Origin of the sequence: Pedobacter sp. MR2016-19, from assembly GCF_014947265.1 — a bacterium.
In the GTDB taxonomy this organism is placed as follows: domain Bacteria; phylum Bacteroidota; class Bacteroidia; order Sphingobacteriales; family Sphingobacteriaceae; genus Pedobacter.
Genome location: NZ_JADCNK010000002.1, coordinates 231823 through 245944 on the forward strand (window position 1 = coordinate 231823; position 14122 = coordinate 245944).

Below are 14122 nucleotides of genomic sequence, written 5' to 3' on the forward strand. Positions count from 1 at the left end.
TTTACTAATATTATTGAGCATTGATTGGTTTATTGCATTTTTTAATCCAGAGATATAATATGGTAAAAATGCATATATATATAAGGATATTGAATGCTTCATGATGATAATTAAAATTATGGCGCTGTGATTTAAAAAAACCAAGTAATACGCCCAGGCCTGCAATGCGAAGCACATTTAATACGTATATAGTGATTAATCCGATTATCAGCATTTTAAAAGTCGATTTCCATGGTGCAGGAAATGCCAGTACAAAAGCAGCTAAAAAGCTCATTACGCCTAAACCCAGGCACGAATAGTTAACCCGCAAATATGGTCCCGATATAACCATTACATCCATTTCGTTATAGATGACATAAAAGCCAAAAGCTTTAATAAGCCATACTGCAGGTATGATCAAGGCCGACTTTAAACCCTGTATATAATTTAAATGATCGGAGATAAAAGGGTTGTAAAACCTGGAACCTGGCATCATCACACTGTTCATAAACAGGTTGCCCTGACTAAAAATGATGTATAACATAAACAGGGCAACCACAAATTTGATGGCCTTTTTACTTGCTTCTTTTTTTGCTTCTTCTGGAGTCATATCGGTATTATAAATTTAATGGCCTACCTTTTAGAATTACTTTAATTTTTTTATCTACCAGTCTTCTAAACCAGAAGCCTTGAAGATAATGAAATTTAATTCCAGTAGAGCCTTCCAATATACCAAGTTTGAAAAATATCCGGTAGCCAAAGTAAAGATAGGGACGCAATCCGAGTGGAAGTTTCCACCATAATTGTTTTAACCATGCCCGTTTTTCATCAGGACTACCCAGTAAGTTGGGCTTTAAACTTTGCATCCGTAGCTTTAACATTCTTTCAACCTCTTCCTGCGCCACCAGATCACTATAGCGTTCATGTTTGGCTTTCCAAAAAGCAATATCATTCTCTTTTAGATTTTCTTCCAATATCCAGCCTTTTTTCCAGATTTTGGTTTTACCCGGCACAATAAACCGGTGATCCATGTTCTCGTTCAGATCAGAAAAACCAATCCCTGTCCTGAACATTTTTAAAAGGTAAAACGGATAGAAAGTACCAAATCTGATCCAGCTTCCCTGAAAGAAGTTTTTGCGGTTAAAGTAAATACCATTGATATCAGAATGGTCTTCATCTTTAAAGTTGATTAGCATTTCAAATAGCTCCGGTGTAACGGTTTGATCAGCATCGAGGCCAATTGTCCAGGGTGTTTCCACCTTAAAATTTTTTAAGGCGAAATCCCATTGCCTGGGATGGTTTATAAAAGGATTTTGTTTTACCTCAGCACCATAGTCTTTAGCAATTTTCCGGGTTTCATCCGTACTGCCGCTATCCAGAATAAATACCCTGGCGTTGAGTTTTTTGATGGATTCCAATAGCCTGGGTAGATGAATCTGCTCATTAAAGGTTAGAATAATGAAACTAAAATTTCGGTTCATGTAAGCGTTAAAGTGCTGATGGCAGGGCTAAAATTTTCTGGTAATACTCCATGTATTGTTCAACCAAAGTATTATCGTTAAAATCTTCATTAATTAGTAAGCGTGCAATTTCTCTGATTTTTTTTCTTTTTTCAACATCCTGATAGGCCTGAATTATCCCGGTTTTAATCTCTTCGATATCTAGCCCCGTAATCCATCCCAGGTTTTTATCTGCAACATAATCAGCCAGGCCAACAAATTTACTGATCAATACAGGGGTGCCTACACCTAAACTTTCAACAATTACGTTAGCGAAATTTTCGTTGTAAGAGGTGAGCGCAGTTAAATCATGCTCTGCCATTAAATTAAACTTGTTCTCATTACTCACCAGTCCAAGCCAAATAATCCGATCGCTAAGTTTCAGTTTTTCAGCTTTTTCTTTTAAACTTCGCGTATAATCATCATTCCCAGTACCACCAATGGTTAACTGCCATGGGAAATTAATTAGGGATAAAGCCTCAAACAATAATTCGAGGCCTTTCTTTTCTTCGATGCGTGAAAGAAAAATGATTTTAAAAAAGTTTTTTTGATTTTTATTGTCTGATATTTCGTTTTCAATAGTTAATTCTTTTGACGGTAACTTAACCAGGTTAGAGACTATCCTGATGCTTTTTGGCGTTACAATTGCTGATACGTCTCTTTTTTCCTGATTGCTCGTAGCATGGATATGGCAATATTTTAATAACTGATTGCCCATTACTTTATGAATGCATCTCTTAAAAAATGAATTCCGGTTACCAAACGTATAGGTGGTAAGCATTCCCCTGGGAGACAAAACTACAGGTATTTTATACCATTTGGCAACTAAACAGCTCAAAACCGAAACTAAATTCCACCAGGAATGGATGTGGATAATGAGTTTGGAGTTTTGACTTTGAAGGATTTCTTTCCTCAATTTAAGTAACAGTTGAGGAGAAAAGTGACTGTGATCTTTTGTCCAGCGTTTAAAATAGCTTACTGCTACGTTATCAATTAAAATAGGTGTATCAGTATTTACCTGTAATTCTTCAGTTCCATTGGCAGTTGTAGTTAATACCTTTAGGTCATGTAGGGTTGTCTTATCTTCCCCAACCGCTAACCGCCTGTCGCTAAAGACTGTTAACGCCTCACATAACTTCGCTACACTTTGTATGGGGCCACCGTATACATAAGCGGGTTTATAGGAGGCGGTAATATGGATAATTTTCATTTGTTAAAATTAGTCAAATTTAGGGTTTAACACCTTTATCGTTCTGAGTAGATAAAATAGTAACCACATTATTACATAACCCCAGAAAATATTATTGAACATGAATTCGAAGTTATTTCCCCGCCAAAGTCCCTGAAAAATACTGTTAAACATAATTACGCAACCTAGTTCGTAACCACCAAATATCTCCTCAGCTTTATCTGATAGGTGTTGTACCAGCATTCCGTATAACAACATAAAAAAGAAAACTCCAGAGATACCAAAGCTTAAATAAGCATCAACAACAGGCCGGGTTTTAGCGGAAACTGTCGACGTTTGATGTGCCACCCCCGCATCGTAAACCCGTTGCATCGAAACGGTTTCCATATTGGGTTTCTCTGACCAAAAAATTCTGGGGATGAGTCCTTCCAAAGAATGTTCTACTATTTCCCAATCATAATAAGGATGATGGCTGGGAACATAATCGACAAATTGTGTGAACATTTCTATTTCGCTTAACCTTCTGGTAAGAAAGCCCCAGTTCGTTTCTTCAATTTTTTCTTTATTTCTGGTACTCAGATTTTCGAAAGCCTCGCTCTGTGCTTCTTCTGCGCTAACCTCACCACTCCAGCTTTGCCGAACGGTATTATTATAGGTAGGCAAGAAGTAAAGCAATACATAAGCCACAGGAATAGCCAGATAAAGGATTAACTTCTTGTAATAGGGAAAGAATACACAAGCAATTACAATAATATTGATAATAATTGGTTCCTTATAGCCAGATAATGAGGCGTGTAAAAAGTTAAGAAAGAAAATTGTGGCGCCTATACCCAGGTATTTAATGTTTTTGATGTTGAAACCTTTAACAAATAAAACTGCTGCACAAGAGATTCCGACCAAAGTAAGTGGTAAAGCGATCTGGCTAAGGCCTGAAAAACTTTGTGCTAATGAACCAATTCCAAAAACAATAATGCTGAGCCAGATTAAAAAATCATCATCTTCAAAGGTTTTTATACTTTTAATCATGATATGCTGCTTTTGGACTAAAAGCATGCCCGTAACCAATGCCGCATGAGCCAATAAACTAATTCGCTGGCAACTGGCGATGATTGCTGTTTGTTCATTTTCTTTAAATTGTGCGCCATAACTAATCTCCGTTAAATACCTGTAACCCAAATGATCCATAAAATAAAATATAGATGTAGTACACATAAAACCTGCAAATACGAGCTGCGTGAGGAATAAGGGGCGCATAATTTGCTTGTGGATGGGCAAATCCTGGTTAATAATGGCTACCGGAGATAATATGGTGGTATAGAAGATAAAAAGTGAGCCAAACCAGGCCACAAAATAAGATATGATTGGACTATTGATTAATGAATATGAAACCAAAACAGGAAGGTACAATGTTAGAATAAGTCTGGTGGGATTGCTATTTTGCATTATTATTATCAAATAGTTTCTATAATTGCTCTAACTCGTTTTTCGAATGACCAATTTGAATAATATATTGGAATTGGATTCCCATTTTTGTTAATTTTTCTTTACTTTCTGTCAGTTTTCCTAATTTTTGCATGAGATCTTGCAGATCATTTGATTTAAACACTTTTCCCTTAACGGCTGATTAACAAGATCTATACCGTAGCCAACTTTTTTCGAAACCAAAGCTGCTTTATCTGCTGCAATGGCCTCATTTACGGCTAAAACCCATGTTTCTGCTGGCCTTTGCGAAGGTAACAGAATAAATCACAGGCCTGAAAATTTCCCCTTAAATAAATGGTATTTTTCCTTTGAAAAAACTCAGCGCTATTAAATAGCTTTTCGAAGACCAGCCATAAATTAAGATAGCGTCTGGTTGAAAATTTTGCACTGCATCAAGAATGCTTGGGTTGATGATATCGTTAAAATGATGGTTTTCAGGTGCTTTTGAAATATTTTCTAGAAACTGATAATCATGGCCATTTAACAAAGATATATTCCATTCAATTTGTTGACCAAAACCTTGGTTTTATTTAACCATTGTTCAGGTATTAATGCTTTTAACTGTGTGTTTTTTCCAGGAGTTTAAAAACCGGAGCGTAATATTTGGATGGGGTGGGTAGTAATGATGGCTAGTTTTATCAAGTTAGTTATTCGATATTATGCTGTTAAAAAGGTCAATTTGTTTTTTTGTCAGATAATCTGACCTATATTTCACAAACTCTTGCCAATTGGTTAATGGGAGAGCCTTCAGTTTTACATTATTAAAATACAATTTAAACACAACAAACGCCTGATCTATATCACTCTCCAAAGTGGTTAAAAAGCCAGCATTACATTCTTCAATTATTTTAGCAGCGCTGCTTTTAGGGTGTAGAATCGCCAATAAGTTTTTTTTTGCCAAAATGTAAGGGTAAAGCTTAGAAGCCGTATAAGCGGGATCATTTGATCCGGCAACAATTAAACCATCAGCGCGGAGTAAGTGATTTATACTTTGATAAAAACCAATTCGATCTGTATATTCAGAAACATAGTTTGCAAGACCCAGGCGGTTTGCAATTGGCATAAGTGTTGGAATACCACTTCCATTTGGTGCATAACTGGTTCCAATAAAATGAAAATGGACGTTTTTAAATGCATCAACATCCTGATCTATTCCTTTTTTAAAAATTTTTAATAATAGACTTACTGATTGTTGCATATCAAAGCCGCCGCGGCCAACATAAACCAGATTAATTTTTCCATTATCCGTATTGTAAACAGACTCAGATAAACATGAATTTTGTTCTGCAATGTCAAAATCTGGTTCATGCGCGCCAAATGTTATAATGCTGCAGGGTTTGTGCACTAAATTAGGATATCTGGTTTTTAATGTATTAATGTATGCTTCAGATACACCGATTAAGCCATCTACATTTCGCATGGCTATAGGTTCTAAATATTTATTTAACCGATAAGAGAACCAATGTTTTTTTGGATGTTGAGACTTTGGCTTATCCTGATAGTACTCAGAATGCCAGGGGTCTTGAATATCAATAACATAAGGAATGCCGAACTTTTTCTTCCAAAATGCGCCTAAAATGCACACGGGAAATTGAGTTGTTGAAAAGTAGATTAAATCAAAATGGTTGTCCTTTAAAAGTTTGTTGACTTTCCTTCTATAAAAATATAATGACCGTAAAGCAATGCTTCCTAATCCAAATTTGCTGGTCCATTTTTTTGAAAAGGCCTTTATTTTATGCACTTTTATTTCTTTTGGAATAGAAGTCAAAAGCAGAGAATCGTTAATCATATCATTATAGGTTTCTTCAACCACAACCACTTCTGGTTCCCAGCCATACTTCTGAAAATATGGCAAACTCATTCTTATGCGTTGCATGTCTGCAGCATTAGAAGGAGGGAAGTAAGGAGAAATAATTAAAAGCTTTTTATTTGCCAATTGTATCTATAATATTTTTAAGGAATTTTTTTTCTTCGTGTTCCCAGTTTAATTTACTCCGGGCATATTTTAAAGCTTTTGCCTGGTGCTCTTCCAGTAACTCTGGATTTGATAGATAATTCTTAATAATACTGGTTAGCTGACAAACCTTAGACTTATTATAAATGAAGCCCATTTCGGAATAGCTTTTAAGGAATTTTTTTTGTGCAGACGTATCAGATGCAATTATAGCCTGGCCCGCTTGTATATAAGTAAAGATTTTGTTTGTTAAGCAGATATCCCGATTTAACGGGAAGCCTGTTTCTGTAGCCAAACCGATATCAAATTGAGAAGCAAATTTTATAATTTCGGTTGAAGGAATGGGGGAATAGTAATAGATATTTTCAGGTCGGAAAGAACTTTGTTCTGCCAGTTTCTTGAAATACTCCCTGATTGATGCCGTGCTATAGCCAAGTAAGTGCAATTCTATATTTTCCTGATAGGCTAAAGAATTTATTACATCTTCTAACCCTCTGTTTTTTCCAATATTTTGAGAGAACCAAAATAATTTGAGTCTTTCTTTCGTCTTTTTTAAGGTTTTTCTTTCAGATGGAAAAACGTTCAGAATCGTTATTGGATTGATTGTTGGGTATAGTTTTTTATAAGTTTCACTAATTAAAGGACTGGCAGTAGTTAAGTAATCTATCTTGGGCAGGTATTTGTCCTCAATATTTTTTTTAAGCTTAAAATCTCTTGAGTTGTAATCGTTGGTAACTTCTTGCCTGTGGAAATCCTCTGCATCAAATCCACATTTAACCTGATGAGTTTTAGCGGCTAAAACAGCTGCAGGCAATGCACCTAAATTATGTGCTATATATAAATCTGCTTTCAAGCTTTTGGCTTTACGTATAAGATTTTGGCTGCCTCTTGCGATACCATGTTCAGCTACGTTAAAACGATGACCAAATTTAGAGACCAGTATATTGGCAAGTTTATGTCTTGCTCTGCTTAGCAAATATATCCATTTGTTATTTTCTGGATTGCCGCCAACCTGAATTGGCTTCCATTTTTTTTCCGCTAGCAATTGTTTATCTAAATCAGTTCCCCAATTGTTCCAATATAGATATACAACCGTAACATCGTACCCTGCTTCAAATAAGCTGTCTGCTTCTTTCACCAAACGCGGATTTAGTGAGGGCTGACCTGATGTAACAAGTACTATTTTCCCCCTTAGTCCCACCTCGTTGATGATCTCAGGTTAAAATCCTTCTGTAAAAAGAGAAAGTCTGATTGAAATAATGCACGATCATAGGGACGCCTCATCAAAGAACAAATGTCATAAACTACGAAACTGTTTTTTTCCATAAATGCAATCACTTCGGAAGCTAAAGGTGCCCCTTTATAAATATTGAGGAATGATATTTCTAACAGAACGGCCTAGGCAGATTGGAGGGTTTTTGCCGCACCTTTTAATATTTCAAGTTCAAACCCCTGAGTATCTATCTTGATGAAATCTGGTTTGCAAAAAGCAGTGGTTAATAAGATATCATCTAAGAGTTGTAGCTCCATTTCTTCAATCAAAGCTCCCGTTTCGTTATCTTCTTTATAAATCGAACTGGCCGTATCATAGATATTAAAGTCGACCGTCTTATTTTCAGCACCTAACAATGCAATTTTGACTTCTGAATTTGGTAGCAGTTTTTTCTTTTGTAATAATATTTCTTGTTTTTGTCGCTGGCCTTCAATCATCATGATTTTTGACTCGGGAAATATTTGATTAAATTCTATCGCCCGGTTACCTTCGTAGGCACCGATGTCGAGTACATAATCGGGAGAAAACCCCAGCTTTTTGAGTGCCTCTAAACTTTTCCGTTGCGACGGCACACCTAAATCATCCCTTAACTTTTGGACAAATTTAGCAGGTATCAATTTGGATATAAGTTTTTTAAACATCTTATAGATTGAGATAGTGTTTAGCAATGATTGAGACATCGAATTTGCTAAAGGCAAATGCCCTGCAGGCAGCCCGGTCAATTGTTATAATTTTTTGAAGGGCCCGGATCATAGCTTCTTTGTTTTCGACAATAAATCCATTTTTGCCTTCAGTGATTACCTCTGGTACTGAACCTCTTTTAAATCCAATTACAGGCGTGCCGCATGCCATGGCCTCGACCATCACCATGCCAAAAGGTTCATCCCACTCTATTGGGAATAGCAAAGCTTTAGCCTGGCTCAGATAATGACTTTTCTGCCTGTCGTCTAGCGGACCAAGATAAATAATCTGCTTACCATCAAATTCTGGTTCGATTTGCTCTTTAAAGTAGCTCAAATTGTCAGCGGTATCAGGAATGTTCCCGCCAATTAAAAGCCTGTTTCCCGTTTCAAGTGCGACTTCTATGGCGGTATGCAAGCCTTTTATCTGATCCATTCTTCCCAAAAACATTAATGGGGCATCGGGCTTCACCTGATCGGCCGGATCATACTTTGAAAAATCGATAGCATTATAAACAGTTTCCCAACGGCCCGATACGTTACCCGTTGAAACGCAGTAGTCGCTGCATGCGGTAAAAATTAGGTTCTTATGCGGACAGGCGGTAACGGCTTTTATTCCTTTCTGTGCCACCGGTCTTCCATAGATCATTACCTTTTTTACATGGCTGTTTAGTATCGGGATAAGATAGGCTAAACGGCCAAAATTATGGATGAGGTCGAAATCTCTTTTTTTTATTAATAAAAACTTCCAGACCAATAATAGCTCTTTTGCTTTTTGCCATTTTGACCTTTTCAGGTTGTTTTTTCCGAAAGGATACACCTGTCCGGAGATATGAGATTCAGGTCCCGCCAATAAGCTCACCTCATGACCTAAACGGGTATATTCTTCTGCAAACATATAAACCAAACGTTCATGGCCACCATATTGGGGTGGTGGAATAGGGATGCCTGGATCCATGATTAATAAAATCTTCATCCGTAAGCTTCGTTAAAAATCGCTAGTATTCTTTCAGCGCTTTTTTCCAATGATAGGTTTTTCAATATGTAATCTCTAGGTTCATATTTTCCCTTTATTGAGAATTCTATAAATTTTGGTAGTTTAGTATTGAATTCTTCTAAGTCCTTAAATTTTTCTCCACAAGTTTCATCAAAATAAGGAACAGAACTAGCGGGTACAGGTTCTTTTTCTTTCCAGGTAAAACGATTGGTATCTAACCAAAATCCTTGATCCCAGGCAAATATAGGAACATCCATAGCCATTGCTTCCTGATATGCAAGTCCCTGACTTTCATGCTCGCAAAGGAAGATCATCCCAATACTGCTCTTTAATATTTTTTTGTATTCCTTAATGGTGTAAGATCCATAAATTATCAATTTATAATTTACTTGATGGTTGTCAAGAATGTTAAGAATTGGTTTTAAAATTTCGGTTGCATTCCTTTCCTTATTCCATAAAAATTTAACATAAACTAAAATGTCTTTTCTGGCAGATGTTTTTTTGACTTGCCAATAATAAGTATTAATGCCAACTGGCCATATTGTACAGGTATTTTCTCCGTACCATTTATTATATATTCTTGCTGTCCATGTAGAATGCTGCAGATATGTAGCTATTGGATAATCCTCGAATAAAGTTGGCCACTCATTTGGATGAGTCATTAAACCTATTCCAGCTATAATCTTGTTTTTTTTATTATAACCTCTTAATACATTTTTTCCTATTCCAAGTACGACAATTTTATCTTCATCTTTAATTTTGTCAAAGGGTAGGTTTTTAACGAATGATATTTTTTTTGCTTCAAGTGCTTTGCAAAGATTTATGAAAACGCGCTCTAAACTGCTGATGTTTTTTTTTCTGAAAAAATGAACTAACGACCGCAGATAACGGTCTCCCCAAAACCATCGATCTTTTAGATGTTGTTTTTTAAAGTATATGATGAGCCTACCTTTCAATTTAAAGTGATTTATTTTCTGAAATTTTAGCAATTACTCTACTAAATGGTTAAGCCAGATCATTTGGTGTGGTATTGATTTGATCTGAAATAACTGTTTATTTTTGCTATTGAATTTGGTATGGATAAGGTATGCAAAGCCTTCTCCTGGCCGTTTACTCTTATCATTTTTCTCTTTTTTGTGTCCCGCTCTAGTTCTTTAATTTTTTCGTAAAGTTCTGTATGATTTGAAAATACTTCGATGTCTTTTCCGATTTCATAAATTTGATCTAAGCCTGGTGCTAATTCGGTTAAATAACATGCACCATACATGGGAGCTTCAATATCTCTTAACCGAGAATAAGTATTTGGATTATTGATTGGATAATCAAAGCTTTGGTAACGATTTATGCCAAGGGTGATCAGGCTTTCCCGCGTTATTTTAATGTAGTCATTAAAATCTGGCTTTGCTTTTAGCTTGCTTTTAATTGCACTCGAGGATACCTGATTAATTCTGCCATCTTTAATTTTGTTTAAATAGGACTTAATCCCGAATCTGGAAATAAAATCAATTTGATTTTTTACTTTTTTCCAGATCGGGTTATATAGTTTTTTAGCGTTGTCATTCTGCTCCAGCCAGCTTGTACCACGTATATTCAAATCAAGATTTGGATATTCCTTTAATAGTTTTTCGAACAATAAATGTCTTTGAACATCTTTTGAACCTATAAATGAAATTTCTTTTTTTTCTATAACAGGTTGCCCACGGTATTGATAATCGACCCACATTGGCATTGGGAGATTAATATATGGGTATCCTGCATTTTGATAAAGCGTTGTTGCCATGTATTCAGGTACCCAATTTAAATCAAATATTGCATACTCTTTTGGTGCCTGTTTAAACATCCTGATGTTATCGCAAAAGAAGTTAACACAAGGAATACCCATTTTTTTTATTTCGGAAATTGCCTGTATGTCTATTTGTTCGGGATATAAATAGCTTAAAAATAAGTCGGGTTTATTTTGTTTAATAAATTTTACAGTTTTCTCCCAGGTAAAACTCTTCCATTCATCCAGCTGATTTTTTGATTGCGGTATTAAACCTCTTGCCCAATCTACTTCCTTACACTCTGTCCAGTTACATTTTGCCTCTTCAATGCCATTTTTGATGTAGTGTTCCCAAAAGCTATAAGCAGCTATAGGATGTTTGGTGTTAGATTGTAAAAACGAAAGAAATATTTTCATTGGACTCTTTTATTGCTATGAACCTTTGAAGGTCCAAGAAGGAAATGATAAATAGGCCTAAATACAAATTTGAATATCGAGGTTGTCCTTTCTTTAAAGTAATACCTAAACATAATGTCAATCTCAGCTAAAGTGCTGTTCCTGCCTGCAATTTTTAATCGTGCTTCTTCCATCAAATAATTTGCACTTTCGCTATAACTATCATTAAAATGCACTATTGCGGGTTCACACACTATCGTCGATTGATCAGCCTGATTTACTCTTTTCAGTTTAGTTTTTCCTTTTAAAACATTGGTATTAGAGGTGTTGTAGAACATTCTATCAGCTTTTATAGTTTCATTATCTGGAATAGGGTGTTGATTATATAAAGCCATTGATAGTGCAAATAGAGGCTCTTCGTTCTCCTTTCCTCTAAGCCGAATAAAATCTAGTTCATCATATCTCTCCTTGAGCTCCAATGCTTTTGCAAAAACCGATTTGCTAATGTGATTGTTCTTAAAGTAGTAAACAGATCCTACAAAAACCGGCATGGCAATAACGTTGAATTTATTAATCATCTCCTTTATGTTGCAAAAAAAATCACCAGACGTTTGTTCCTCGCCAATCGCTGTAAAATCATAGGCAGACATGGTATCGAAAATAGAATCTAAAGGTTTATAGATCAGACAATCACAATCTATAAAAAGATTTTCCTCAGCAACAATATGGTCAATTAATAAGAATTTTGAAGTAAATGATTTTTGAGATTCTTCCAATGCCAGTAATTTGACAATAACCTTTGGGTTGTTACTGAACTCTTCAAAATATGTAGTATTATCCGTTAGCACTAGCAACTTGATTGCCGATTCTCCATTCCAAATAAGGAAAGATTTTATTAGGTTTTTTGCTAGCTGAAGATAATAAATTCTTCCAACCGCAATTGTTACCACTGCTTTCTTTATCATCTTATTCTATTCGCCAAGTTTTGATAACTATATTGTATTAAACGGATGGATTTCCATCCTAAAACAGAAGCCAGCTTGCTTAAAACCTTTCTGCCAAAATCTAATTTATAGGTTAAGGGAGTTATCAATGGCAATTCGTGTATTGCTTTTTTTGAAATATCTTTAAACTGGGGGTAGCTTCTGACGGCCACATCATATAGAAGGCGGTAAATCGCAAAACGGGCTGCTAATGAATCCTCTTTTGATAAAAGTTCTTTTTTTTTAGATAAGATTGATGCCAAAAGACTTGATAGATCTTTATAGGTCTTTTGACTAGACAAGTTTCCTTCTTTCTTATATTTTCGATAGTAATTGAAGACGTCGCTTACTTTTACAATTTTTGTTGAATTCAAAATAATTCTTGCAAAGAATTCGCCATCGTCATCTAAGCTTAGCTCTTCGTTCCATAGTCCTGATTTTCTGATCAGCGGCATAGGTATCAGCCATGCATTCGGTTGGATCATCGATCCTTTTCCATCAAATCCCCCCCAAAGTTTGATTAGAAACTTAACAGGCTCATCACTTGTTTTCAGAAATTCCTCTTCGTAGAGAGAAGGTGTAAATAAAGCATGTGCCTGGTGTTCATCGAAATGAATGGTGCTGCAGACAGCCAAGGTATTAGTATGGTTTGCAATGGCTAAAACCTGTTTTTCTATTTTATCTGTTGAAAGAATGTCGTCTGCATCTAAAAATTGTATAAAATCCCCATTTGCTTCTAATAGACCCTTGTTTCTAGTGGCGGCAGCACCTTTGTTGGCTTGCTGAAAAACCTTTATCACCTGGTTATCGAATGATTTTATGATGTCGAGCGTTTCATCTGTCGAGCCATCATCAATTACAATAACTTCTTTGTTAGCCCAGCTTTGGCTAATTGCCGATTGTATAGTTTCTGCGATATGTTTTGCTGCATTATAAGCAGGAATAATAATCGAAACCAATGGTTTTTTCATCTTCTCAACCTGGGTTTTAATAACCTAATCATTTTTTCCCTGATCCAAAAGGCGGCGAAAGGACTAAATTTGCTAACTACATTAAACAGAATATTGTTGTTTGCACTTATAGAATTTAAGCCTAATTTTTTTGCAAATAATAAGGAAGCCTTTGTTTTCTCCCAATTATTTATTGAAGCAAGATTGGTCGCAATCTCTCCAAATCTTACGGCAATCTCATGATTATAAATTGAAGGCGCATTCAAAGCTGTTTTTTCCATTAAATAAAACTGTGCAAGAAAACATTTTTCCTTATTGCTTTGAGACATTGAATTATTTATTCTGTAATTAATAATACTTATTTCATCTTCACTAGAAAAGCGGAGGTGATGAAGGGCGAGAGAGATATGCAACGCGCAATCTTCATTGTACAATACTTTTGGATCTAAATCATAACCGCCCGCATTTAAAAATGCTGTTTTATTATAAAGACCGCAAAAAGGATTGATCTGTTCTGCAATTGCATATTTAATTGGATCGGTTTCGAGCTTATGTTTATCGAATTTTCTTAAACTGATGAATTCATTGGTGATATGGTCCCGATATTCATAATTGAAAAGAACCACTTCCGGACATTCTTCCCTATCCATCCATTTGTGGGCCAGGCTCGTAAAATTTGGAAGTAATTCATCGTCTGCATCGTGAAAATGGATCCACTCGGATTTTACCATTTCTGCAAGCCTATTTTTTCCGAAAGAGCAACCGCGGTTCACATCACCGTCGATAACAACTGCACCATATTTTAGGGCTATCTCATGGGTATTGTCTGAACTACAGTCATTATATACCAAAATTTCATCAAACTTTATATATTGGTTTTGGGCCGATGTTAACAATCTTGGTAAACACCAGGCCGCATTGTAGGCAGGTATACAAAGCGCTAAGGATTTCATTGATACAAATGGTTGTAAACTAAGT

Annotated in this window: 13 protein-coding genes; all 13 read right to left on the reverse strand. The window is 35.8% G+C overall.

Annotated features, from left to right (window positions below; genetic code table 11):
• Positions 1-10: 10 nt before the first annotated feature.
• The 13 genes from xrtY to IM793_RS03380 all read right to left on the reverse strand — a co-directional run bounded on the left by xrtY (position 11) and on the right by IM793_RS03380 (position 14097).
• Positions 11-589: an exosortase Y gene (gene xrtY / locus IM793_RS03320; RefSeq protein ID WP_193419732.1), complete on the reverse strand. Its 579-nt coding sequence runs from the start codon at positions 587-589 to the stop codon at positions 11-13.
• A gap of 7 nt (positions 590-596) precedes the next feature.
• The gene (locus tag IM793_RS03325; protein ID WP_193419733.1) at positions 597-1460 is read right to left on the reverse strand and encodes a glycosyltransferase family 2 protein; all 864 of its coding nucleotides are present in this window, start codon (positions 1458-1460) and stop codon (positions 597-599) included.
• Positions 1461-1467: 7 nt separating this feature from the next.
• Entirely contained in the window at positions 1468-2688 is a 1221-nt protein-coding gene (locus IM793_RS03330) for an XrtY-associated glycosyltransferase XYAG1 (protein WP_193419734.1), read from the reverse strand.
• A gap of 9 nt (positions 2689-2697) precedes the next feature.
• Positions 2698-4110 (reverse strand): exosortase Y-associated Wzy-like protein, encoded by a 1413-nt coding sequence (locus IM793_RS03335; RefSeq protein ID WP_193419735.1) that lies wholly within the window; start codon positions 4108-4110, stop codon positions 2698-2700.
• A gap of 682 nt (positions 4111-4792) precedes the next feature.
• The gene (locus tag IM793_RS03340) at positions 4793-6085 is read right to left on the reverse strand and encodes a glycosyltransferase (protein WP_227256124.1); all 1293 of its coding nucleotides are present in this window, start codon (positions 6083-6085) and stop codon (positions 4793-4795) included.
• Positions 6075-7241: a hypothetical protein gene (locus IM793_RS03345; protein ID WP_193419736.1), complete on the reverse strand. Its 1167-nt coding sequence runs from the start codon at positions 7239-7241 to the stop codon at positions 6075-6077. The genes IM793_RS03340 and IM793_RS03345 overlap by 11 nt, the downstream gene beginning before the upstream one ends.
• Positions 7242-7501: 260 nt before the next feature.
• Positions 7502-8017, reverse strand: a complete 516-nt coding sequence (locus tag IM793_RS03350) for an FkbM family methyltransferase (RefSeq protein ID WP_193419737.1) — start codon at positions 8015-8017, stop codon at positions 7502-7504.
• 1 nt (position 8018) lies between these two features.
• On the reverse strand, positions 8019-9032 hold the full coding sequence (locus tag IM793_RS03355; RefSeq protein ID WP_193419738.1) for a glycosyltransferase family 4 protein: 1014 nt from the start codon (positions 9030-9032) through the stop codon (positions 8019-8021).
• A complete protein-coding gene (locus IM793_RS03360) occupies positions 9029-10009 on the reverse strand; it encodes a glycosyltransferase (RefSeq protein ID WP_193419739.1) in 981 nt (326 codons plus the stop codon). The genes IM793_RS03355 and IM793_RS03360 overlap by 4 nt, the downstream gene beginning before the upstream one ends.
• Positions 10010-10068: 59 nt before the next feature.
• Positions 10069-11232 carry a glycosyltransferase gene (locus IM793_RS03365; protein WP_193419740.1) on the reverse strand — a complete coding sequence of 388 codons (1164 nt, stop codon included), beginning with the start codon at positions 11230-11232 and terminating at the stop codon, positions 10069-10071.
• Positions 11229-12176 carry a hypothetical protein gene (locus IM793_RS03370; RefSeq protein WP_193419741.1) on the reverse strand — a complete coding sequence of 316 codons (948 nt, stop codon included), beginning with the start codon at positions 12174-12176 and terminating at the stop codon, positions 11229-11231. Before IM793_RS03370 ends, IM793_RS03365 begins: the two co-directional genes overlap by 4 nt.
• Positions 12173-13165, reverse strand: coding sequence for a glycosyltransferase family 2 protein (locus IM793_RS03375; protein WP_193419742.1), 993 nt, complete (start codon positions 13163-13165; stop codon positions 12173-12175). The genes IM793_RS03370 and IM793_RS03375 overlap by 4 nt, the downstream gene beginning before the upstream one ends.
• Positions 13162-14097: a glycosyltransferase family 2 protein gene (locus IM793_RS03380; protein ID WP_193419743.1), complete on the reverse strand. Its 936-nt coding sequence runs from the start codon at positions 14095-14097 to the stop codon at positions 13162-13164. Before IM793_RS03380 ends, IM793_RS03375 begins: the two co-directional genes overlap by 4 nt.
• Positions 14098-14122: the final 25 nt, after the last annotated feature.

What these genes read in the sequence shown, in the direction of transcription:
- xrtY (WP_193419732.1), bottom strand. Translation starts at nt 589, where the DNA reads ATGACTCCAGAAGAAGCAAAAAAAGAAGCAAGTAAAAAGGCCATCAAA.
- IM793_RS03325 (WP_193419733.1), bottom strand. Translation starts at nt 1,460, where the DNA reads ATGAACCGAAATTTTAGTTTCATTATTCTAACCTTTAATGAGCAGATT.
- IM793_RS03330 (WP_193419734.1), bottom strand. Translation starts at nt 2,688, where the DNA reads ATGAAAATTATCCATATTACCGCCTCCTATAAACCCGCTTATGTATAC.
- IM793_RS03335 (WP_193419735.1), bottom strand. Translation starts at nt 4,110, where the DNA reads ATGCAAAATAGCAATCCCACCAGACTTATTCTAACATTGTACCTTCCT.
- IM793_RS03350 (WP_193419737.1), bottom strand. Translation starts at nt 8,017, where the DNA reads ATGTTTAAAAAACTTATATCCAAATTGATACCTGCTAAATTTGTCCAA.
- IM793_RS03355 (WP_193419738.1), bottom strand. Translation starts at nt 9,032, where the DNA reads ATGAAGATTTTATTAATCATGGATCCAGGCATCCCTATTCCACCACCC.
- IM793_RS03365 (WP_193419740.1), bottom strand. Translation starts at nt 11,232, where the DNA reads ATGAAAATATTTCTTTCGTTTTTACAATCTAACACCAAACATCCTATA.
- IM793_RS03370 (WP_193419741.1), bottom strand. Translation starts at nt 12,176, where the DNA reads ATGATAAAGAAAGCAGTGGTAACAATTGCGGTTGGAAGAATTTATTAT.
- IM793_RS03375 (WP_193419742.1), bottom strand. Translation starts at nt 13,165, where the DNA reads ATGAAAAAACCATTGGTTTCGATTATTATTCCTGCTTATAATGCAGCA.
- IM793_RS03380 (WP_193419743.1), bottom strand. Translation starts at nt 14,097, where the DNA reads ATGAAATCCTTAGCGCTTTGTATACCTGCCTACAATGCGGCCTGGTGT.